This window comes from Streptomyces sp. PTL18 (assembly GCF_059510295.1).
Genome location: NZ_JCAJZO010000019.1, coordinates 50,848 through 72,775 on the forward strand (window position 1 = coordinate 50,848; position 21,928 = coordinate 72,775).

Here is a 21,928-nt window from a genome sequence, read left to right on the forward strand (position 1 = left end):
ATTTCCTCAAGGAGCTTGAATGGTAGACAAGTCTGCCGAGGCACTGGTCCTCGGTCAGGACGGACCCGCGATCGACCGGCGCGGCGGTGCGGGCCCGGCGACGGAAACCGAGAGGAAATTCGCCGAAGTTCTGGCCGAGGTCGTCAATACGGAAAGCGTGCAGTCCGAAAGTCATTTTTTCGACGATCTCGGTGCCAACTCCCTGGTGATGGCCCAATTCTGCGCACGGGTCAGGAAGCGGCCGGACCTTCCGTCCGTGTCGATGAAGGACATCTACCGGCACCCCACGGTCCGTTCTCTCGCCGCGGCCCTCACGGAGGCCGCACCGGCTCCGGCCGGTCTCCCCGCATCCACGACGCCACAGGCGCAGGAGCCCGCACCGGTTCCGGGAAGCACCCCGCGTTACGTCCTGTGCGGCACACTCCAGTTGCTCTTCTTTCTGGGCTACTCCTTCGTCACCGGGCTCGTCGCCGGCGAGGGCTACGAGTGGGTCGCGGACGGTTCGGGGCTGGCCGACGTCTATCTGCGCTCGGTCGCCTTCGGCGGGCTCGGCTTCCTCACCCTGTGTGCGCTCCCGGTCGTCGCCAAGTGGGTCCTCATCGGCCGCTGGAAGCCCGGCGAGTTCCCCGTCTGGAGCCTGACCTATCTGCGCTTCTGGGTCGTCAAGGCACTGCTGCACGCCAATCCGATGATCCTCTTCGTCGGAAACCCGCTCTACGTCATGTATTTGCGGGCGCTCGGCGCGCGGATCGGCAAGGGCGTCACGATCCTCTCCCGGTCCGTACCGGTCTGCACCGACCTGCTCACGATCGGCGCCGGATCGGTGATCCGCAAGGACGCCTTCCTCCTGTGCTACCGAGCGCACGCCGGGCGCATCCAGACCGGCCGGGTCACGCTCGGCCGAGATGTCTACATCGGATCGAGGACCGTACTCGACATCGACACCTCGATGGGCGACGGATCCCAACTAGGCCACTCGTCCGCCCTGTATCGCGGTCAGACGGTCCGGGCCGGCGAGCGTCGTCACGGGTCGCCGGCCCAGCCCACGGACATCGACCACGTCAGGGTGGCGCCGGCCCGGTGCGGCACACCGCGCCGGGCCTGGTTCGCCCTCGTCAGCCTGCTCCAGCTGTTTCTGCTGTACATCCCGCTGACGGTCGGCGGTCTGTACATGCTCTTCACCGGGATCCCGGTGCTCGACGACCGGCTGAACCCGGACGACGTCGGCATCCTGACGACGGAGTTCGCCGTCGACACGTTCCTGCTGTCCCTGCTGCTGTTCTTCGGTTTCGTCCTGCTGGGCCTCGCCGCCCTGTTCGCCGTGCCGCGCCTGCTGCAGCCGGCCATCAAACCCGACACGGTCTATCCGCTCTACGGCTTCCACTACGCGGCGTTCCGGGCCGTTTCCGCTATGACCAACGTCAAGTTCTTCGCCTGGCTGTTCGGTGACAGCTCCTACATCGTCCCCTACCTGCTCGGACTCGGATACGACCTGTCCCGCGTCGAGCAGACCGGCTCGAACTTCGGTACGGAGGTGCAGCACGAGACCCCGTATCTGGCCCGGGTCGGCACCGGCACCATGGTGGCCGACGGACTCTCCATCCTCAACGCGGACTTCTCCAGCACCTCCTTTCGGGTGTCCCGGACGTCGATCGGCGCACGCAACTTCCTCGGAAACAACATCGCGTATCCGGCGGGGGCGAGAACGGGCGACAACTGCCTGCTCGCCACGAAAGTCATGGTCCCGCTCGACGGAGAAATCCGCGAAGGCGTCGGACTGCTCGGCTCTCCCTGTTTCGAGATTCCGCGGACGGTGGAACGCGACACCCGGTTCGACCACCTCAGAACCGGGGACGAGCTGCGCCGCCGACTGGCTGCCAAGAACCGCTACAACCTCCGCTCGATGGCCCTGTTCCTGTTCCTGCGCTGGCTGCACACCTTTGTGCTCACGGCGTTCGTACTCGCCTCCGTCGACCTGTACGGAGTGCTGGGCTATGTGGTGATCTCCTGCTATCTGGCGCTCACGCTCGCGTTCACCGCGCTCTACTACGTCCTGGTGGAGCGTTGCTTCACGTTGTTCCGTCCGCTGAGTCCCCGGTTGTGCTCCATCTACGACCCGAAATTCTGGTATCACGAGCTCCTGTGGAAGGTGCCCTCCGCGCACCTCAGCGTATTCAACGGAACCCCCTTCAAGAACGTGATCTCGCGGCTGCTGGGGGTGCGCATCGGCCGCAGGGTCTTCGACGACGGCTGCGGGGTGACGGAGCGGACGCTCACCGCCATCGGCGACGACTGCACGCTCAACGCCGGCTCCAAGATCCAGTGCCATTCGCAGGAGGACGGCACGTTCAAGTCCGACCGCTCCGCGCTCGGTGCCGGCTGCACGCTCGGGGTCGGCGCCCATGTGCACTACGGCGTGACCATGGGCGACGGCGCCGTCCTGGCCCCCGACTCCTTCCTCATGAAGGGCGAGGAAGTTCCCCCGAAGGCCCTGTGGGGCGGAAACCCCGCCGTCGAGCTGCGCGACGCCCCTGGTGACGGCGGCCCGACGACGACAGGCGCGGCCTCGGTGAACGAGGCCGCCTCGACGGCGAGTTGACGAAGCTCAAAGAACAGCGATCGGATGGGAGCGCTCGTGGAAGCGGACCGGGAGTACTGGCGCGGCGTGCTGACCGCCGGCGGTTTCACCGCGGTACCCCGCTGGGTGCGGGGGCCGGTGGCGGGTACGGCCGAGCAGGACAGGGTGCTGCCGGAGGACATCGCCGCGGCGGTGCGCGCGCTGGCGGACGAGCTGCGGGTGCCGGTGAGTTCGGTGCTGCTGGCGGCGCACGCCAAGGTGCTGGCGGCGCTGTCGGGTGAGCGTGAGGTGGTCACGGGTTACGCCGCCGGCGCGGCGGGCGGGCCGCTGCCGTGCCGGGTGAGGGTCGCCCCGGGGTCGTGGCGCGAACTCGTGCTCGGCGCTCACCGCGTCGAAGCCGAGGTGCTGGCCCACCGGGAGTTCCCGGTGGACGCGCTGCGCCGGGAGCTGGGGCTCTCGGAGCCGTCGTACGAGGTCGTGTTCGACCCGACCGGCGCCGGGCACGCGTCTTTCGGCGACGCCGTGCTGGGCGTGGGCTTCGGTGACCGGGGCGGGCGGCCGGTGGTGCGGGTGCGGTACCGCACGGACGTCCTGGACGCCGAGTGCGCGGCCCGGATCGGTGGCTACCACCTGACCGCGCTGCGACTGATCGCGACCGACCCGGACGCCGGGCACGCACGGCAGAACCTGCTGTCGGCCGAGGAGATGCTGTACCAGCTCCAAGGACTGGCCGGAGCGCACCGGGCCCTGCCCGACATCCGGGCGCACGAGCTGTTCGAGCAGCGGGTGCGGGCCCACCCGGGGGCGGTGGCCGCGGTCCACGGCGACCGGCAGTGGACGTACGCGGAGCTGAACGCGCGCGCGAACCGGCTCGCACGAGCCCTGCTGGCACGGGGACTCGGCCGGGAAGACGTCGTGGCGGTGGTCACCGAACGCGATCTCGACTGGCCGGCCTCGGTGCTGGCGGTGTTCAAGGCCGGAGGCGTCTACCTGCCCATCGAGCCGCACTTCCCGGCGGGCCGTATCGCCACGACGCTGTCGCGTGCCGGATGCCGGCTGGTACTCACCGAGTCCGGCAGCACCGTCACCCTCGACCAGGCTCTGGCCACACTGCCGGGCGTCGAGAAGCTGCTGGTCGAGACGGCGTACGCAGAGGAGCACGGGGAGGACGACCTCGGCGTCAAGGTGAGCGCCGGCCAACTCGCGTACATCTACTTCACCTCCGGCTCCACCGGCGAGCCCAAGGGGGCGATGTGCGAGCACGCGGGCATGCTCAACCACCTTCACGCCAAGATCGAGGACCTGGGGATCGGCCAGGGGCGCGTCGTGGCGCAGACGGCCCCGCAGTGCTTCGACATCTCGCTGTGGCAGTTGCTGGCCGCGCTGCTGGTCGGCGGGCGGACGCTGCTGGTCGAACAGGACGTGGTCGTCGACGTGGAGCGGTTCGTCGACACCCTGGTCCGCGGCGCAGTCGGCGTGGTCCAGGTCGTGCCCTCCTATCTGGAGGTGGTGGTGTCGTATCTGGAGCGGCACCCCCGCGAGCTCCCGGATCTGACGTGTGTGTCGGTGACCGGTGAGGCCCTGAAACGGGAGCTGGTGCAGCGCTGGTTCGCAGTCCAGCCGGGGATCCGGCTGCTGAACGCCTACGGGCTGACCGAGACCTCGGACGACACCAACCACGAGGTCCTTGACCGGGTGCCCGAACGGGTGCTGCTCGGACGTCCCGTCAGCAACGTGCGCGTCTACGTCGTCGACGAGCATCTGTCGCTGGTACCGCTGGGCGCCCCCGGAGTGATCGCGTTCTCCGGCGTGTGCGTGGGGCGGGGGTACGTCAACGATCCCGAGCGGACCCGCCAGGCGTATCTGCGGGATCCGTACCGGCCCGGTGAGCGCCTCTATCTGGGAGGTGACTGGGGGCGCTGGCATCCCGACGGAAAACTGGAGTTCCTGGGCCGCCGGGACAACCAGGTCAAGATCCGCGGTTTCCGCATCGAGACCGGCGAGATCGAGAACACGCTGCTGCGGGTGCCCGGAGTGCGCGACGGTGCGGTGGTCACCGCCGAACTGGCCGGTGGCAGCAAGCACCTGATCGCCTTCTACACCGGCCGGCGCCAGGAGAGGGAGGCACTGCGCGAGGCGCTGGGCGCCGTGCTGCCCGCCTACATGGTCCCGACGGCGTTCCACTGGCAGGACGGTCTGCCGCTGACCGACAACGGCAAGATCGACCGGAAGGCCCTGACCGCGCTCGCCGAACGCACCGAGCCGGACGGGGACGGCGACCGGGCCGGTGACCAGGACCGTGCCCCGCGCACCCCGACCGAGCGGAAGCTCGCGGCGACCTGGGCCGAGTTGCTGGGCCTTCCCGAGCACCGGGTCGGCCGGCAGGACCACTTCTTCGACTCCGGCGGCACCTCCCTGTCGGCGGTCAAGCTCACCATCGCCCTGGACCGTGCGGTCTCCCTGAAGGACATCACCCGGCACCCGGTGCTCGCCGACCTGGCCGCCCTCCTCGACGGTGCCGCCCCGCAGCGACCTGAGCTGCTGCAGCCGCTGTCACGGCCCGCGGAGTCGCCGGAGCCGGCCCTGGTCTGCTTCCCGTACGCGGGCGGCAACGCGGTCAACTTCCGTCCGATGGCCGGGGCCCTGGCGGACGGCGGCCCCGCGGTGTACGCGGTCGAACTGCCCGGTCACGACCTCGCCGCCACGAGCGAGCCGTTCGCGTCGATCGCCCGGGTGGCCGAGCAGGTCGTCGCCGAGATCACCGGGCGTGGCCTGATGAGGGTCATGCTGTGGGGCCACTCCTCGGGCACCGCCCTGGCGCTGGAGACGGCGCGGAGGCTGCGGGAACGCGGAGTGGAGGTGCCGCGGGTGTTCCTCGGTGCCCAATTGCTCGGCACCGCGGCCGAGCGGCGCGCCGCCGCCGCCGAGCTGACGGGGCGGAGCAACGCCGAGATCGCCGCCCGGTTGAGCGCGGACAGCGGCTACACCGAACTGGGGGAGCTGAGCGCCGAGCACGCGGAGCACGTCGGCGCCGCCTACCGGCACGACTGCGTCGCCGCGCACCACTACTTCGCCGACGCCCTGGAAAACCCGCCCGCGGTACGGCTGTCCGCACCCGTCACCGTGGTCGTCGCCGCCGACGATCCGAACACGGCGGAGTACGGTGCCCGCCACCGCGACTGGCAGGTGCTGGCCGAGCACGTGGAGCTGTTCGAACTGCCCGACGGCGGCCACTACTTCCCGCGCACCCGCCCGACCGGAACGGCCCGGGCCGTCCTGGGGGCGACCGCACTGCTGCCCTCCTCATGAGCCCCTGCCGCGCCGTCAGCTCCGCGTCAGGCACCCGAAAGGAAGAACACGTATGTCGTCATCGTCCCTGGCCTCACTGCCCGAAGTGGCACTGCAGCCGGGCAAACCGCCGATCCTGCGCGTCGAGGCCCCCGGTGAGGCGGCGAGCTGGGCGGCGCAGAACCGGGACGCGCTGCGCGCGCCGGTCGCCGAGCACGGCGCACTGCTGCTTCGCGGCCTGGGGCTGAAGGAGGCGGAGCAGGTCGGCGCCGTCTTCACCGCGCTCGCCGGGGAGCTGATGACGGAACGGGAGGCGTTCGCCCCCCGGCAGACCCGCGGCCCCCGGCTGTACTCCTCCGCGACCTGGCCGGCCAACCAGCCGATGTGCATGCACCACGAGCTGAGCTACACCCTGGAGTGTCCCGGGCTGATGCTTTTCGCGTGCCTGACCGCGCCAGGCCAGGGCGGGGCGACCGCGGTGGCCGACGCCGAAGCGGTGCTGCAGGCACTGCCGGCCGAGCTCAGCGAGCGGTTCGAGCGGGAGGGCTGGCTGCTCACCCGCAGCTACAACGACGAGATCGGGGCGTCCCTGACGGAGTCGTTCGGCACCGACGACCGGGCCGCCGTCGAGCGCTACTGCCGAGAGAACGCCATCGACACCGAGTGGCGGCCCGACGGGTCGCTGCGCACCCGGCAGAGGCGCGCCGCCGTGGTGCGGCACCCGGTCACGGGACGGCGCTGCTGGTTCAACCAGATCGCCTTCCTCAACGAATGGACGCTCGCGCCGGAGGTGCGCGAGTACCTGGTGGACGAGTACGGCCAGGACGGGCTGCCGTTCAACACCCGTTTCGGAGACGGCGGTCCCATCGGCCGGGACGTCGTCGACCTGCTCAACACCGTCTACGAGCAGCACACGCGTCGCGAGCCGTGGCAGGCGGGCGACGTGATGCTGGTCGACAACATCCGCACCGCACACAGCAGGGAGGCCTACACCGGGGACCGTCAGGTGCTGGTCGCCATGGCCGAGCCGCGCCGCCTGGCCGACTGCTGTCCGACCTCTGAGGAGACCCGGCGATGACCGTCCTGTCGTCCACCGCCGCCCAGCCCGTGCCCGGCCATCCGGCAGGGCCCACCTTCGCGGTGATCTCCGGCGCCGAGGTGCGGCGGGCACTCGAGGGGCGCGAACAGCAGATCGTGGACCTGGTCGAGGCCACCTACCGGCTGCACGGCGCCGGTGACTCGGTCAATCCCCCGTCGTACTTCCTGCGATTCCCCGACCGCCCGGCCTCCCGGATCATCGCGCTGCCGGCCTCCGTCGGCGGTGCCAACCGCGTGGACGGCATGAAGTGGATCTCCAGCTTCCCGGCCAACGTCTCCTCCGGACTTCCCCGGGCCTCCGCGGTGCTCATCCTCAACGACCACGAGACCGGTTACCCGTTCGCCTGCCTGGAGAGTTCCATCATCAGCGCCGCCAGGACCGCGGCGTCCGCGGCGCTGGCGGCCGACTGGCTCAGCCGCGGCCGGTCCCGACCGAGGCGGGTCGGCTTCTTCGGCACCGGCCTGATCGCCCGCTACATCCACACCTTCCTGGCGGGCACCGGGTGGACCTTCGACACGATCGGCCTGCACGACCTGTCCGCCGACAGCACCGCAGGCTTCCGCGGTTACCTGCGGCAAGCGGAGGCGAGCGGGGAGGTCACCGAGCACGACAGCGCCGAGGCGCTGATCCGCTCCAGCGATCTGGTCGTCTTCGCCACGGTCGCCGGCCAGCCCCACGTCACCGATCCGGCCTGGTTCTCCCACCACCCCCTGGTCCTGCACGTGTCCCTGCGCGACCTCGCTCCCGAGGTCCTGCTCGCGTCCGCCAACGTCGTCGATGACGTCGAGCACTGTCTCAAAGCCGACACCTCCCCCCATCTGACCGAGCAGCTCACGGGCGGCCGGGACTTCCTCGACGGCACCCTCGACGACGTCATGACCGGACGGGTGACCCTGCCGGACGACCGGACGGTGATCTTCTCGCCGTTCGGCCTCGGCGTCCTCGACCTCGCCGTCGGCAAGCACGTCTACGACGAAGTGGCGCGCTCCGGACACCTCCACCTCATCGACCACTTCTTCCACGATCTGCGCCGCTACGGCTGAAGGCGTCCCTCAGCCCCGGCATCAGGAGGCCACCGTGCCTGTCATCTCCGCTCCCCATGCCTTCAACGAGAGCCAGCTCTACATCGACCTGCGGTCGATCTTCGGCCAACCCCTCTATCTGAAGTGCGAGGGCTTCAACTTCGCCGGTTCGATCAAGTTGAAGGCCGCGACCGAGATGGTCGAAGCCGCCGAGAAGGACGGTCTCCTGACGCCGGATTCGATACTGGTCGAGTCCTCGTCGGGGAACCTGGGTGTGGCGCTCAGCATGATCGCCGCGAGCAAGGGCTACCGGTTTCTGTGTGTGACGGACTCCCGTTGCAACCTGTCGACCAGGCTGCTGATGGAGGCCTTGGGCAGCGAGGTGCACATCATCTCCGACCTGGACGCCAACGGCGGGTTCCTCGGAGCGCGGATCGAGTACGTACGGGCGCTGTGCGCCGACGACGACCGGTACGTGTGGCTCAGCCAGTACACCAACCCGGGCAACTGGCGTGCGCACCACCGCACGACGGCCCCGGAGATCGCGTCCCAGTTCCCACACCTCGACGTGCTGTTCGTCGGAGCGGGCACCACCGGGACCCTGATGGGCTGCGCGCGCTACTTCCGCCAGTGGCACCGACCGGTGCGCATCGTCGCGGTGGACGCGGTGGGGTCGGTGGCCTTCGGTGGCGAGCCGGGCCGCCGGATGATCCCGGGCCTGGGCATGAGCATGCGCCCGCCGCTGCTCGACGAGTCGTATGTCGACGAGGTGATCCGGGTCGAGGAGGCGGACACGATCCGTGCCTGTCACCGTCTGGCCCGGCGCGGGTTCCTGTTCGGCGGCTCCACCGGGACGGTGGTCAGCGGCGCCATGGACTGGCTGGCCCGGCACGGCACCCGGGACCTCACCGCGGTCGCCATCGCACCGGATATGGGTGAGCGCTACCTCGACACCATCTACCAGGCCAACTGGCTGCACGACCTGTACGGCGAACACATACTCGACACCGAGGAGATGACCACGGGTTCCCGCCGGGGAGCGACGAGCATGACGCGGACGACGGACCGCCGGCCGAAGTCGTAGCCCGGCACGTCAGCGGCGCACCGCCGGTCCGGTCGCCGAGCCGGGTCCGGGCCTTCGCGGGCCGTGCGGGCGTTCAGCCCGAGGCGCCGCTGCCCACCGGCTCCCGCGTCCGCAGGTGGTAGACGCGGAAGGCCCGCCCGATGACCGGTTGGGCGACATTGCGCACCTTGACGCCGCCGGTGGTCATGCCGTGTTCCGTGCCGGCGTGCGCGTGTCCGTGCACCGCGAGGTCCGCGCCGGCCGTGTCGATCGCCTCGGCCAGCAGATAGGTTCCCAGGAAGGGATAGATCTCCAGGGGTTCGCCGGCCAGCGTCTCCGGCACGGGCGAGTAGTGGGTGAGGGCGATCCGGGCGTCGCAGCCCTGTTCTCCCAGCTCTTCCAGGGCCTTGCGCAGAGCGTCGGCCGATCGGCGCGAGGTTCGCACGAACTCCTTCATCAGCGGCTCACCGAACTCCCCCGCGCTGCGGCCGACGAATCCGCCGCAGAACCCCTTGGTGCCGGCCACGCCCACGCGTGAGTCCCCGGCCTCCACGACGGTTCCCTCTCCCTCCAGCACCCGCGCCCCGGCGTCCCGGAGGATGGCGGTGACCTCCTCCGGCCGCTCGTCGTGGTGGTCGTGGTTGCCGAGCACCGCCACCACCGGGACCGCGAGGTCCTGGATCTCCCGGGCCACCACGCGGGCCTCCTCGGGCGTGCCGTGGCGGGTGAGGTCCCCGGCCAGCAGCAGCAGGTCGGCACACTCGGGCAGGGACTCGAACGCCGGCCGCAGCACTCCCTGACTGTCGGCTCCCATGTGGATGTCCCCGACGGCTGCCACGCGGATCATGTGAGCTCCTCCGCCTGGTCGGGGGACGAGGTGTCCGCGACGACGATGTCGTAGTGGACCGGGATACCGGTCAGCTCCTCGCGGACCATGCCGAGGATTTCGTCGCGGCACTGAGCGGAGGCGACCGTGCCGGTCAGCAGCACCGCCTCGCCGCGCACCTCGACCCGGACCCCCAGTTCACCGGGGTGCCCCCCGGCCAGGTGCTCCAGGAGGTGGGCGACGCGGTACTCGGTGTTCACAGCGGGTGCGGCGCCGGGTGGCGCCTGCTCCGAGCCGTGCTGGCTCATGGTGCCTCCTTGCGCGGGGCGATGACGTTCAGGTGTTCGAGGAGGAAGAAGAAGGCGGCGGGCATGGGTTCGCCGCCGCAGTCCCGCCGTACCTGCTCCCAGTCGACCTTCTCGCGCAGGGCGCGGGCCACGGGCAGGACCGCGCCGAAGTCGCAGTGGTGCTCGGAGAATGCGGCGATCAGGCTCCACAGCAGGTCGGTGGGGGACAGCACGGGCATGCGCACCGAGGCGACGGAGAGCTCCTGTGCCCGGGAGAGCATGTCCGTGGACACGGGGCGGTGCGCCAGCTCGAAGATGACGTCGATGTCCTGGTCGAAGCACTTGGCCTTGAGCAGCCAGTCCTCCGGCGGACGGTAGACGGTCAGACCGGCTTCGCTCAGCGTGTCCGCCACCGCTTCGGCGTCCTCGGGCCGCACGCAGAAGTCGGCGTCGTGCTGAAGGTTCTGGCTGCCGCCGTGTGCGTAGACCGCCACGCTTCCGGCCAGTGCGAACCTGTGTCCCTTGCTCTTCAGTACGGCCCCCACCCGTTTGGTCGCCTCGAGGATCGCCTGGTGGCGGTCGTGGGGCAGGCCCCGCTCCCCCGGATCCGGACCGGATCGTTCGGAATTCGTCGTCGCCGGACGCAGTTCACGCACCTCCGATCGCCGGGCAGGAGCCGCGGGCTCCCCGTGGTGTGTCATGGCCACTCCATTACCGTTCCGGGCGGTGCCCGTGCCGCCGCTGCCGGGCGGTCCTCCGTGCCCGTCTGAGTACCCGGTACTCCCTTCCCGACACGGACCGTCCGCGCCGCCTTCCTGGGGGCCACCGGGATCGAGGGGTCACAGCCGGACGACGACCAGGGCGATGTCGTCGCGTGCGCCCCCCGCCACCCCCAGCCGGGCCAGCAGGGTGTCGGCGAGGCGTTCCGGGCTCGGGGAGCACTGGCGGCACAGGACGTCCGTCAGCCGGTTCAGGCCGGCTTCTATGCTCTGGTCGCGGCGTTCGATCAGCCCGTCGGTGTAGAGCACGAGGGTGTCACCGGGAGTGTAGGTCTGGCCGGCCTGCGGCCGGGGCACATGCTGGGGCCGGGCGCCCAGCGGCGGGTCGGTGGCCCGGTCCAGCATCTCGCAGCTGCCGTCCTGATGGACCAGGACCGGCGGAGGGTGACCCGCGCTGCTGTAGATGAGCAGTTGGCTGCGGGGCTCCACCATCACCTTCACGGCCGTGGTGTTCAGCGCGCCCTCGACGGAGCGGGCGTACAGGCCCAGCACCTCCAGGGCCTGGGCGGGCCGCTCCAGGGCGCGGATGGCCGCGCTCAGCGCGCTGCGGAGCATGCCCATCACGGCGGCGGCCTCCAGCCCATGGCCGACGACGTCGCCGACGGCCACCGCGAAGCGCTCGCCGGGCAGGTCGACCAGGTCGTACCAGTCGCCGCAGACGTTCAGCGAGCCGGTGGCCGGGAGGTAGCGCACGGCGACGTTCTCGTGGTGGGCGAGGTCGGGGGACTGGAGCATGGCCTCCTGCAGGGTGAGGGCCACCAGGCGCTCCCGCCGGTGGGCCAGGCGCAGCTCCTCGTTCAGCCGCTGCAGCTCGCGCGCCCGCGCGTACAGCTCGGCCTCCAGGGCCTCGCGCTCGCTCAGCTTGTCCGACATCTGCCAGTTGCGCGAGTTGTGGGTCCGGACGTACTCGGTCACGTCCTCCACCCGGTGGATGATCGAGCCCACGCTGCCGTCCGGCCGGAGGATCGGTGTGTTGATCGGTGACCACCACCGCTCCTCGAAGACCCCGGGGCGGCCCATGATGGGGATGTCGTACTTCTGCAGCGCCATGGTGTCGGGCTGCCGGGTGACCAGGACCCGGTGCAGCGAGGCGTTCAGGTTCCGCACGCCGTCGGCATCGGGGTCGTCCGGGTTGTCAGGGAAGGCGTCGAAGACGTGCCGTCCGATCAGGTCCGGACGGGTCCGGCCGGTCGCGTCCAGGTACGCCTGGTTGACTTCCACGATGACCAGGTCGGTGCCGAGTACCAGGTAGGGGCTCGGTGTGGCGGCGAACAGGGCCGCGTAGTCGACGTCCGACATCGTCACCGTCTCCCTTCCCGCCCCTCCCCTGGTGCCCGCCTCTTCACGCTACGGTCATCGACGACCGGGCGCCCACCGCGACGGCGACCGCCGGCGCCATCAGCGGCGCAGGACCCCTCCGGGCCTGTGCCACGGCCGCGGGGGCCCTCGGGTCCTAGGCCACGGCCTCCTCCGCGGGGGCCCTCGGGTCCTAGGCCACGGCCTCCTCCGCGGTGTCCGGCCGGTTCTGCTCCGCCGTCTCCGTCCGCGTCCCCGCGCGCGGCTCCGTCTGCGGCTCCGTCTGCCGCTCCGAATGCGACTCCAGCTGCGGGACCGTCCTCTCGAACTGGGTCCGGTACAGCTCCGTGTACCGGCCGCCCGCCGCGAGGAGCTGCTCGTGGGTGCCCCGCTCCACGATCCGCCCGGACTCGACCACGAGGATCAGGTCGGCGGCCCGCACGGTGGACAGGCGGTGGGCGATGACGACGGCCGTGCGGCCCTGGAGCGCCTCCGTCAGGGCCTCCTGGACGGCCGCCTCGGAGGTGTTGTCCAGGTGGGCGGTGGCCTCGTCGAGGATGACGACGCGCTGCCGGGCCAGCAGCAGGCGCGCGATGGTCAGACGCTGCCGCTCCCCGCCGGAGAGGCGGTAGCCGCGCTCGCCGACGACGGTGTCGAGGCCGTCGGGCAGGGAGCGCACGAGGTCCTCGAGGCGGGCCCGGCGCAGCACCTCCCACAGCTCCTCCTCCGCGGCGTCCGGGCGGGCCAGCAACAGGTTGGCGCGGACCGTGTCGTGGAACAGGTGGCCGTCCTGCGTCACCATGCCGAGGGTCGCACGCAGCGACGCGGCACCGATCTCACGGACGTCGACGCCGCCGAGGCGGACGGCGCCCTCGTCCACGTCGTAGAGCCGGGGCAGCAGCGCGGCGATGGTGGACTTCCCGGCACCGGAGGAGCCCACGAGGGCGACGGTCTGCCCGGGTTCGGCGCGGAAGGAGACCCCGTGCAGCACCTCGGCGCCGCCGCGCGTGTCCAGGGCCGCCACCTCCTCCAGGGAGGCGAGGGAGACCTTGTCGGCCGCCGGGTAGGCGAAGCGGACGCCCTCGAACTCCACCGACACCGGTCCGTCGGGGACCTTCCGGGCGTCCGGACGGTCCTCGATGAGCGGCTCGAGGTCCAGCACCTCGAAGACCCGCTCGAAGCTGACGAGGGCGCTCATCACCTCGACACGGGCACCGGCGAGGGAGGTGAGCGGGGCGTAGAGCCGGGTGAGCAGCAGGGCGAGGGAGACGACCGACCCCGCCTGAAGGGCACCACGCAGCGCGAACCAGCCGCCGAGACCGTAGACCAGGGCGAGCGCCAGCGCCGAGACGAGCGTGAGCGCGGTGATGAACGCGGACTGCGCCATCGCCGTCCGCACCCCGATGTCCCGCACGCGCCGGGCCCGCGCCGCGAACTCGGCGGACTCCTCCGCGGGCCGCCCGAAGAGTTTCACCAGCGTCGCGCCGGGCGCGGAGAACCGCTCGGTCATCCGGGTGCCCATGGCCGCGTTGAGACCCGCGGCCTCCCGCTGCAACCGGGCCATGCGGCGGCCGGTCCGCCGGGCCGGGACCACGAAGACCGGCAGCAGCACCAGCGCGAGCAGGGTGATCTGCCAGGACAGGGTCAGCATCACGGCGAGCGTGAGCAGCAGCGTGACCACGTTGCCGACGACGCCGGACAGCGTGTTGCTGAAGGCCCGCTGGGCGCCGATGACGTCGTTGTTGAGACGACTGACCAGCGCTCCCGTACGAGTACGTGTGAAGAACGCGACCGGCATGCGCTGCACATGATCGAACACAGCCGTCCGGAGATCGAGTATGAGACCCTCGCCGAGCGTCGCCGAAAGCCAGCGGCCGAGGAGTCCGAGCGCCGCCTCGGCGAGCGCGATGAGGGCGATGAACGCCGACAGTCGTACGACCGTGCCGCGGTCGCCGTGCGACACGATCGCGTCGACGACGTGGCCGGCCAGCACGGGTGTGGCGACGGCGAGCAGTGCGGTCAGCACACTCACCACGACGAACTGCGCGATGCGCCGTCGGTGCGGACGGGCGAACGCGCCGATGCGGCGCAGCGTGGCGCGGGCGAAGGGACGGTGCTCCGCTTGCGCGGTCATGACACTGTGCAGCTGCTGCCAGGCGGTGGTCTCCATGCTCATAGGACCGACGGTAGAACCTCGACCTTCGTTGAGGTCAATGAGCGGCGCGCGGGTAGTCCCCTGCCTTGCCCGGCGTGTCAGCCGCCGTCCTCGCGCGCGCAACCTCGCGTTGGTGCGGCGCGGAGAACCTCTGCCGGTGTGACTGTTCTGCGTCTCCCTCAGGGACTCCCCAGACGTGTTCCGGTCCGCCGGCTGCTGTGCCTGCTCCCGCTCGTCCTCGTGAGCGTGGTCGCGGTGCGCCACCGCTCGGTGCTCGCGGAGGGCCTCGGCCGTCTTCGGGCGGCCGAGTGGCCTTGGCTGGTGGCCGCCGTCGGGGCCACCTGTCTGACCTGGGTCGCGGCGGCCCTCACCCGGCAGGGCGCGGTGGTGCAGCGGTTGCCGGCGCGCCGGCTGCTCGCCACCCAGTTCGCGGCGGGCGCCGCGAACCACCTGCTGCCCACGGGCCTCGGCGCCGGCGCGGTCAACCTGCGGTTCATGACGGTGTGCGGGGTGCCGCTCGCCCGCTCCTCGGCGGCGCTCGCGCTGTATCTGCTCGCCGAGTCGGTCACCCGGGTCGGCCTGCTGCTGGTGCTGCTGATCGCCTTCCCGGACGCCCTCCACCTCGGCGGGCTCGTCCCCGCCCCGGCCGCCGGGCCGCTCCTGCTCGTGGCGGCCGGGGCGGTGTGCGCGGCGGTGGCGGTGTTGCTGCTGGTGCGACGGGTACGGACGGCCGCGTGGTCCTTCCTGCGCACGGCGCTCCACGAGGCCCGCTCGGTGCACACCCGCCCCGCGCGGGCTCTCGCCCTGTGGGGCGGCTCGCTGGCCTTTCCCGCGCTGCAGGCGGCCGGGCTCGCCGCGGTGGGCCGGGCGCTGTCGCTTCCGGTGCCGCCCGTGCACATGGCGGTGGCGTACCTGGCGGCAACGGTCGCGGTCGCCGCGGTCCCCACCCCGGGCGGCATCGGCTCGGTGGAGGCGGCGCTGGTGGTCGCCCTGGTCGCGGCGGGCGGCCCGACGGCCGTGGCGACGGCGGTGGTCCTGGCGTACCGGATCATCACCGTGTGGCTGCCACTGCTGCCGGGGGCGCTGACGCTGGGGGCGCTGGTGCGACTGAGAGTGATCTGACGGGGACGGCGGCCGTACCCAGGAGTAACCTCGGGACCTCTCACGCCCAGGAGCCGTCCGAAGGGGGCAGCCGATGCCGGTCCGCGTCGAACGTCAGGGACACGTCCTCACGGTCGTCCTCTCCCGCCCCGAGGCCCGCAACGCGGTGGACGGGCCGACGGCCGGCGCACTGGCCGACGCCTTCCGGGAGTTCGAGGCGGACGGGACGGCGCGGGTGGCGGTGCTGTGGGGCGAGGGTGGGACGTTCTGCGCGGGTGCCGACCTGAAGGCGATCGGCACCGGGCGCGGCAACCGGGTCGCCGAGGGCGGCGACGGTCCCATGGGCCCGACCCGGCTCAGGCTGTCCAAGCCGGTGATCGCGGCGGTCGCGGGGCACGCCGTGGCCGGAGGTCTGGAGCTGGCGCTCTGGTGCGACCTGCGGGTGGCCGAGGAGGACGCGGTGTTCGGGGTCTTCTGCCGCCGCTGGGGCGTGCCGCTCATCGACGGCGGGACGGTCCGGTTGCCGCGGTTGATCGGCACCAGCCGGGCGATGGACATGATCCTCACCGGCCGTCCGGTGCCGGCCCGGGAGGCTCAGGAGATGGGGCTCGCCAACCGTGTCGTCCCGACCGGGCGCGCCCGCGCCGAGGCGGAGGAACTGGCCGCGGCGATCGCCCGCTTCCCCCAGGCCTGCCTGCGCGGCGACCGGGCCTCGGTGCTCGACCAGGAAGGACTGGACGAGCGGGCGGCCCTGGGCGTCGAACTCAGGTACGGCATGGAGGTACTGAGCCGGGGGCTGGAGGGTGCGGCGCGCTTCGCGGCGGGCGAGGGGCGGCACGGATCGTTCTCGGACATGTGACCGCCGCGCGCACGTAAATGTCCGCTTCCCGCCCTCCCGGTGAGGGAACGTCAGCACCATGCGGCAGGATGAATCCTCACCCCGGACGGCGAACGCCGGTCCGGGGTGATCGAGCAGTCCGAGATGCGAGCAGGTGGCAAGGTGACGATTCCTCACTTCCGGCCCTGGGGCCTCTTCTCCTGTGCGGGAGGTGACCGGTGAACCGCGCGGTGACCCTCGACGACCTCGTCCTCGGCGGGATCGCGCTGGCCGCGGGGTTCCTGGCGGCGTTCTCGTCGCGCACGCTGCTGCGCCGGCTGGCCAGCCACGCCAAGCGCACCCGCTGGAACGGAGACGACGTCATCGTGGACGCGCTGCGCACGGTGGTGCCGTGGGCGGCGATCGCGGGCGGCGCGGCGGCCGCCGCCGCGGTGCTGCCACTGACACCGACGGTCCAGCGTCACGTCGACCAGAGCCTGACCGTGCTGCTCATCTTCGTGGTCACCCTCTCGGCGGCCCGGGTGATCGCCGGCCTGGTGCAGACGGTCACACAGTCCCGCTCCGGCGTCGCAGGATCCGCCACGATCTTCGTCAACATCACGCGGATACTGGTCCTGGCCATCGGCTTCCTCGTGGTGCTGCAGACGCTCGGCGTCTCCATCGCACCGCTGCTCACCGCCCTGGGCGTCGGAGGTCTGGCGGTCGCCCTGGCCCTCCAGGACACCCTCGCGAACCTCTTCGCGGGCATCCACATCCTCGCCTCCAAGACGGTCCAGCCCGGCGACTACATCCGGCTGAGCAGCGGCGAGGAGGGTTATGTCGTGGACATCAACTGGCGGCAGACGACCGTCCGCCAGCTCTCCAACAACCTGGTCGTGGTCCCCAACGGCCAGCTCGCCAGGACGAACATGACCAACTACACCCGTCCCGAGCAGCAGCTGACCGTGCTCGTCCAGGTCGGCGTCGCCTACGACAGCGACCTGGAGCACGTCGAGAAGGTCACCACCGAGGTCGTCGCCGAGGTGATGGCGGAGATCACCGGAGCGGTCCCGGACCACGAACCGGCCGTCCGCTTCCACACCTTCGGCGACTCCCGCATCGGTTTCACGGTGATCCTCGGCGTCGGCGAGTTCAGCGACCAGTACCGGATCAAGCACGAGTTCATCAAGCGCCTGCACAGGCGGTACCGGGCCGAGGGCATCCGTATCCCGGCGCCGACACGGGCGGTGGCGCTCCAGCAGGGCTCGGTCGTCATACCGCCGCAGCGCAGCGGCGAGGACAGGCTGACCGAGGCCGGTTAGGGCGGCTGGGCAGGAGCCGGGGAGTCGGCGGTCCTATGCTCGGAAGAGCATGACGTCCTCCCCAGAATCCCCGACTCCGGCTTCGGCGTCCCGCTCGCTCGACGAGAGGCTGGACGCCGTCGCGCGCCATCCGTTCCGCGCGCGGTTCCACCTGCGCGGGCGCGACCTGGCCACCGCCCGGCTGAGGGGTCCCGCCACGATCCGGTGGCACGCCTACGACCTCGTCGCCAGGCGCCTGGCGCCGGCCGAACCGTACAAGGACGGCAAGCAGACGCCCTACCGGGGCCACCCGGTCTTCGTGGCCCAGCACGCCACCGCGACCTGCTGCCGCTCCTGCCTCCGGCGCTGGCACGGGATCCCAGAGGGGCGGGAACTGAGCCGGGCGGAGCACACGTATGTGGTGGACGTGATCTGCCGGTGGATCGAGCGGGAGGTGGCGGCGGCGTCCTGAGACCTTGCACCGGGGCGTCCGTGGCGCGGGCCACTGTCGAACGGGGTCCGCGTACGAGATATCTTGATGTCGAGCAATGTTGCAGACGTGGAGCGGAGCACCCGGTGACTGACTCGACCATCATCTACACGCACACTGACGAGGCCCCGGCCCTGGCGACGTATTCCTTCCTGCCGGTGGTCAAGGCCTACGCCGGGAAGGCGGGTGTCGCCGTCGAGACCCGTGACATCTCGCTGGCCGGGCGCATCCTCGCGGTCTTCCCGGAGTACCTGGCCGAGGACCAGCGGATCAACGACGACCTCACCGAGCTGGGCGAGCTGGCCAAGACCCCGGCGGCCAACATCATCAAGCTGCCGAACGTCTCGGCGTCCGTACCCCAGCTGAAGGCGGCCATCGCCGAGCTCCAGGCCCAGGGCTACGCGCTGCCGGAGTACCCGGACGAGCCGAAGACCGACGAGGAGCGGGAGATCCGCGCCCGGTACGACAAGATCAAGGGCTCCGCCGTGAACCCGGTCCTGCGCGAGGGCAACTCCGACCGCCGGGCTCCCGCCTCGGTGAAGAACTACGCCAAGACCCACCCGCACCGCATGGGTGCCTGGACGTCCGAGTCCAAGACCGGCGTGGCGACCATGGGCGTGGACGACTTCCGCTCCACCGAGAAGTCCGTGGTGATCTCCGAGGCCGGGTCGCTCCGCATCGAGCTGAAGGGCGACGACGGCTCCACGACCGTGCTGCGCGAGTCCGTGCCGGTCCTCGAGGGCGAGGTCGTCGACGCCTCCGTGATGCGCGTCGCCGCCCTGCGCGAGTTCCTCACGGCGCAGGTCGCCAAGGCCAAGGAGGAGGGCGTCCTGTTCTCCGTGCACCTGAAGGCCACGATGATGAAGGTCTCCGACCCGATCATCTTCGGTCACGTGGTGCGCGCCTTCTTCCCGAAGACGTTCGCGAAGTACGGCGAGACGTTCGCCGCGGCCGGTCTGACCCCGAACGACGGTCTGGGCGGCATCTACAAGGGCCTTCAGGCCCTGCCGAACGGCGAGGAGATCAAGGCCTCCTTCGACGCCGAGCTGGCCGAGGGCCCGGACCTGGCCATGGTCGACTCCGACAAGGGCATCACCAACCTGCACGTCCCGTCCGACGTGATCGTCGACGCCTCCATGCCCGCCATGATCCGCACCTCCGGCCACATGTGGGGCGCGGACGGCCAGGAGCACGACACCCTCGCGGTCCTGCCGGACTCCAGCTACTCGGGCGTCTACCAGGCCGTGATCGAGGACTGCAAGGCCAACGGCGCCTACGACCCGGCCACCATGGGCTCGGTCCCGAACGTCGGTCTCATGGCGCAGAAGGCCGAGGAGTACGGCAGCCACGACAAGACCTTCGAGATCCCGACGACCGGCACGGTCCGCCTGGTCGACGGCAACGGCAACGTCGTCATCGAGCAGACCGTCTCCGCCGGTGACATCTTCCGCGCCTGCCAGACCAAGGACGCCCCGATCAAGGACTGGGTGAAGCTGGCCGTCACCCGCGCCCGCGCCACCGGCGACCCGGCGGTGTTCTGGCTGGACGAGACCCGCGCCCACGACGCCAACCTGATCTCGAAGGTCAGGCAGTACCTGCCGGAGCACGACACCGAGGGCCTGGACATCAGGATCCTCTCCCCCGTCGAGGCGACCAAGCTGTCCGTGGAGCGCATCCGCCGCGGCGAGAACACCATCTCCGTCACCGGCAACGTGCTGCGCGACTACCTGACCGACCTGTTCCCGATCCTGGAGCTGGGCACCAGCGCCAAGATGCTGTCCGTCGTCCCGCTGATGGCGGGTGGCGGCCTGTTCGAGACCGGCGCCGGCGGTTCCGCCCCGAAGCACGTCCAGCAGCTGGTCAAGGAGAACTACCTGCGCTGGGACTCCCTCGGTGAGTTCTTCGCCCTGGTCCCGTCCTTGGAGCAGTACGCGAAGGTCACCGGCAACCGGCGGGCCCAGGTCCTGGCCGACACCCTGGACCGCGCCACGGCGACCTTCCTCAACGAGGACAAGTCCCCGACCCGTCGCGTCGGCGGCATCGACAACCGCGGCAGCCACTTCTACCTGTCCCTGTACTGGGCGCAGGAGCTGGCCGGCCAGACCGACGACGCGGAGCTCGCCAAGGCGTTCGCCCCGCTCGCCGAGACGCTCTCCGTCAACGAGCAGAAGATCGTCGAGGAGCTGATCGCCGTCCAGGGCAAGCCGGCCGACATCGGCGGCTACTACCAGCCCGACCCGGCGAAGGCGGCCGAGGTCATGCGCCCGTCGGCGACCTGGAACGAGGCGCTGGCGTCCCTGAGCTGACCGAAGGGGCCTCAAGCCCCTCCCGACCCCACCGCCCCCGACCGGGACCCGTCCCGGTCGGGGGCGGTGCCGTTGCGCAGCGCGGCTTTCACGACGCCGCCCGCGCGCGTCGCACGCCTCGTCGGGGTGGGCGAGGCCAGGTGTGGACGTGCGCGGACCAGTCCAGGATCTGCACCGCCGCGCCGGCGGCTTCCGGTCCCCGGCAGAGGGGACAGACGTCGTCGAGGCCGAGCAGGCTGTGTGTGACGGCGATCCGCAGCCGGTGCGGACGGGCCGGGGGCAGGTGGAGACGGTGGCGGCGCGGTACGGCGTCGTGGCCGCTGCGCGCGTCACAGCCGATCCGGCCGCGGGCGGAAGGCCGGGAGTTGCCGCGCGGACGGGAGGGCGGTCAGGGCATGGGCGGACATGTCTCTGCCGGGAGTCCGGGACGCGACGGGGTGGGGGGACGGCCGACGGGCAGACGGCACTCCCGGCGCGGGGTGACGGGGGCGCGGCCCGGCTCCGCCGGTTCAGCCCCGGGGGCTGCTCGCGCTGCAGACGCGCAGCAGATCGAGGTGACGGCGGGAGGCCGGCAGCAGGGATTGCCGGACTTGGAGTGCCGATCCCGCTCCTGGCGCTTCAAGAGGGGGTCCGCAGTGGGGGAGCGACACGCCTCGCCGGGGGTCGGCTCCCCCGACCGGGGGCACTCCCGGTGGTCCGACTTGCTGATATACGGGGCCCGCACGGCAGGGCGTGCGGAGGGTCTCCGCGTGAGCGGGTGAAGCTCCCTTTCGGATTCGGGGAACCACCCGGAACCTTCCAAGCAAGGAGCACATAGATGAGCCTTGAAGGCAGCAAGCCTCTCTCCTTCGGACCGCCGGCGCGTGCGGGGTACAGGAAGGCCGGAAAGCTCGCCTCGCTCGCGCTCGTGATGGCGGTCGGACTGGCCACTCCGGCTGCGGCCGTCGGACGCGGCGAGACGGCACACAGGAACGCGGCGCTCGGCGGCGACGACTGCGAGCACCGCGCGGGCACTCCCCGCGGCGACCACGACAAGGACAGGTGCCCCAACCCCAGGCCGCCCGCCGCGGGCTGCTTCGACATCGACTCGACAGTTCAGGATCCGGACAAGTTCGTCTCGGTGGTCTGCAACGGGCAGACGTACGTCCTGACGGTCAGGGAGACTCCGCCGAGTGGAAACCCGATCGTCATCGGCGGCTGGCAGGCTGTGGGTCCGAGCAACGTGATCGACGCGACATTGTCGAGTCGTGCCGACGTGGTCTATGTGACCGTGCTGACTGCGAACGGCAGGGTATTGGAGGCCAGTTGCCCGGCGACGGAACCACTCGGGGCGTGCACCGACTTCGCCGAGCTCACCCCCAGGCCTCCGGGCGTGATCAGCCGGTCTCTGTAGCGCCTGTCCGTCGCGCGGCATCAATCGCGGGGGGCAGCATCGCAAACCGCTGAGCCGACCCTCCCCCATGGGAGGGTCGGCTCAGCGGTTTGCGAACCTCCGCGGCAACGCCTGCACCAGAAGATCC

The 21,928-nt window shown here is 71.0% G+C and carries 16 protein-coding genes; 11 read left to right on the forward strand and 5 right to left on the reverse strand.

The window, feature by feature from the left end:
- The first annotated feature begins 19 nt into the window (after positions 1–19).
- From AC5WS8_RS28590 to sbnA, 5 genes are read left to right on the forward strand one after another with little or no spacing between them, the layout of a single operon-like run.
- The gene (locus tag AC5WS8_RS28590) at positions 20–2,599 is read left to right on the forward strand and encodes a Pls/PosA family non-ribosomal peptide synthetase (protein WP_496106375.1); all 2,580 of its coding nucleotides are present in this window, start codon (positions 20–22) and stop codon (positions 2,597–2,599) included.
- A gap of 24 nt (positions 2,600–2,623) precedes the next feature.
- Positions 2,624–5,887: a non-ribosomal peptide synthetase gene (locus AC5WS8_RS28595; RefSeq protein ID WP_496106376.1), complete on the forward strand. Its 3,264-nt coding sequence runs from the start codon at positions 2,624–2,626 to the stop codon at positions 5,885–5,887.
- A gap of 52 nt (positions 5,888–5,939) precedes the next feature.
- Positions 5,940–6,944, forward strand: a complete 1,005-nt coding sequence (locus tag AC5WS8_RS28600; RefSeq protein WP_496106377.1) for a TauD/TfdA family dioxygenase — start codon at positions 5,940–5,942, stop codon at positions 6,942–6,944.
- Complete coding sequence (gene sbnB, locus AC5WS8_RS28605) at positions 6,941–8,008, forward strand: 2,3-diaminopropionate biosynthesis protein SbnB (protein ID WP_496106378.1); 1,068 nt, start codon at positions 6,941–6,943, stop codon at positions 8,006–8,008. The genes AC5WS8_RS28600 and sbnB overlap by 4 nt, the downstream gene beginning before the upstream one ends.
- A gap of 34 nt (positions 8,009–8,042) precedes the next feature.
- The gene (sbnA, locus tag AC5WS8_RS28610) at positions 8,043–9,071 is read left to right on the forward strand and encodes a 2,3-diaminopropionate biosynthesis protein SbnA (protein ID WP_496106379.1); all 1,029 of its coding nucleotides are present in this window, start codon (positions 8,043–8,045) and stop codon (positions 9,069–9,071) included.
- 73 nt (positions 9,072–9,144) lie between these two features.
- Here sbnA and AC5WS8_RS28615 read toward each other — a convergent pair whose 3' ends face one another.
- The 5 genes from AC5WS8_RS28615 to AC5WS8_RS28635 form a co-directional block, all read right to left on the reverse strand.
- Positions 9,145–9,897 (reverse strand): metallophosphoesterase family protein, encoded by a 753-nt coding sequence (locus tag AC5WS8_RS28615; RefSeq protein WP_496106380.1) that lies wholly within the window; start codon positions 9,895–9,897, stop codon positions 9,145–9,147.
- The gene (locus AC5WS8_RS28620) at positions 9,894–10,184 is read right to left on the reverse strand and encodes a BON domain-containing protein (RefSeq protein WP_496106381.1); all 291 of its coding nucleotides are present in this window, start codon (positions 10,182–10,184) and stop codon (positions 9,894–9,896) included. The genes AC5WS8_RS28615 and AC5WS8_RS28620 overlap by 4 nt, the downstream gene beginning before the upstream one ends.
- Positions 10,181–10,864: a nucleotidyltransferase family protein gene (locus tag AC5WS8_RS28625; protein WP_496106382.1), complete on the reverse strand. Its 684-nt coding sequence runs from the start codon at positions 10,862–10,864 to the stop codon at positions 10,181–10,183. Before AC5WS8_RS28625 ends, AC5WS8_RS28620 begins: the two co-directional genes overlap by 4 nt.
- Before the next feature lie 138 nt (positions 10,865–11,002).
- Entirely contained in the window at positions 11,003–12,241 is a 1,239-nt protein-coding gene (locus AC5WS8_RS28630; RefSeq protein WP_496106383.1) for a PP2C family protein-serine/threonine phosphatase, read from the reverse strand.
- A 190-nt stretch (positions 12,242–12,431) separates the two neighbouring features.
- Entirely contained in the window at positions 12,432–14,408 is a 1,977-nt protein-coding gene (locus AC5WS8_RS28635) for an ABC transporter ATP-binding protein (RefSeq protein ID WP_496106466.1), read from the reverse strand.
- A gap of 144 nt (positions 14,409–14,552) precedes the next feature.
- Between AC5WS8_RS28635 and AC5WS8_RS28640 the strand changes: the two genes are divergently transcribed.
- The 6 genes from AC5WS8_RS28640 (at position 14,553) to AC5WS8_RS28665 (ending at position 21,801) form a co-directional block, all read left to right on the forward strand.
- A complete protein-coding gene (locus tag AC5WS8_RS28640; protein ID WP_496106384.1) occupies positions 14,553–15,515 on the forward strand; it encodes a lysylphosphatidylglycerol synthase transmembrane domain-containing protein in 963 nt (320 codons plus the stop codon).
- Between the two features lie 73 nt (positions 15,516–15,588).
- Positions 15,589–16,353, forward strand: coding sequence for a crotonase/enoyl-CoA hydratase family protein (locus AC5WS8_RS28645; RefSeq protein WP_496106385.1), 765 nt, complete (start codon positions 15,589–15,591; stop codon positions 16,351–16,353).
- 197 nt (positions 16,354–16,550) lie between these two features.
- Entirely contained in the window at positions 16,551–17,633 is a 1,083-nt protein-coding gene (locus AC5WS8_RS28650; protein ID WP_496106386.1) for a mechanosensitive ion channel family protein, read from the forward strand.
- 49 nt (positions 17,634–17,682) lie between these two features.
- On the forward strand, positions 17,683–18,084 hold the full coding sequence (locus AC5WS8_RS28655) for a DUF4186 domain-containing protein (RefSeq protein WP_496106387.1): 402 nt from the start codon (positions 17,683–17,685) through the stop codon (positions 18,082–18,084).
- A gap of 104 nt (positions 18,085–18,188) precedes the next feature.
- Positions 18,189–20,408, forward strand: a complete 2,220-nt coding sequence (locus tag AC5WS8_RS28660; RefSeq protein WP_496106388.1) for an NADP-dependent isocitrate dehydrogenase — start codon at positions 18,189–18,191, stop codon at positions 20,406–20,408.
- Positions 20,409–21,225: 817 nt separating this feature from the next.
- Positions 21,226–21,801, forward strand: coding sequence for a hypothetical protein (locus AC5WS8_RS28665; RefSeq protein WP_496106389.1), 576 nt, complete (start codon positions 21,226–21,228; stop codon positions 21,799–21,801).
- Positions 21,802–21,928 lie beyond the last annotated feature (127 nt).

Bases quoted from the DNA above. Each gene is read 5' to 3' on its own strand.
- AC5WS8_RS28590 (WP_496106375.1), top strand. From the start codon at position 20: ATGGTAGACAAGTCTGCCGAGGCACTGGTCCTCGGTCAGGACGGACCC.
- AC5WS8_RS28595 (WP_496106376.1), top strand. From the start codon at position 2,624: ATGGGAGCGCTCGTGGAAGCGGACCGGGAGTACTGGCGCGGCGTGCTG.
- AC5WS8_RS28600 (WP_496106377.1), top strand. From the start codon at position 5,940: ATGTCGTCATCGTCCCTGGCCTCACTGCCCGAAGTGGCACTGCAGCCG.
- sbnB (WP_496106378.1), top strand. From the start codon at position 6,941: ATGACCGTCCTGTCGTCCACCGCCGCCCAGCCCGTGCCCGGCCATCCG.
- AC5WS8_RS28615 (WP_496106380.1), bottom strand. From the start codon at position 9,897: ATGATCCGCGTGGCAGCCGTCGGGGACATCCACATGGGAGCCGACAGT.
- AC5WS8_RS28620 (WP_496106381.1), bottom strand. From the start codon at position 10,184: ATGAGCCAGCACGGCTCGGAGCAGGCGCCACCCGGCGCCGCACCCGCT.
- AC5WS8_RS28625 (WP_496106382.1), bottom strand. From the start codon at position 10,864: ATGACACACCACGGGGAGCCCGCGGCTCCTGCCCGGCGATCGGAGGTG.
- AC5WS8_RS28630 (WP_496106383.1), bottom strand. From the start codon at position 12,241: ATGTCGGACGTCGACTACGCGGCCCTGTTCGCCGCCACACCGAGCCCC.
- AC5WS8_RS28635 (WP_496106466.1), bottom strand. From the start codon at position 14,408: ATGGAGACCACCGCCTGGCAGCAGCTGCACAGTGTCATGACCGCGCAA.
- AC5WS8_RS28645 (WP_496106385.1), top strand. From the start codon at position 15,589: ATGCCGGTCCGCGTCGAACGTCAGGGACACGTCCTCACGGTCGTCCTC.
- AC5WS8_RS28655 (WP_496106387.1), top strand. From the start codon at position 17,683: ATGACGTCCTCCCCAGAATCCCCGACTCCGGCTTCGGCGTCCCGCTCG.
- AC5WS8_RS28665 (WP_496106389.1), top strand. From the start codon at position 21,226: ATGAGCCTTGAAGGCAGCAAGCCTCTCTCCTTCGGACCGCCGGCGCGT.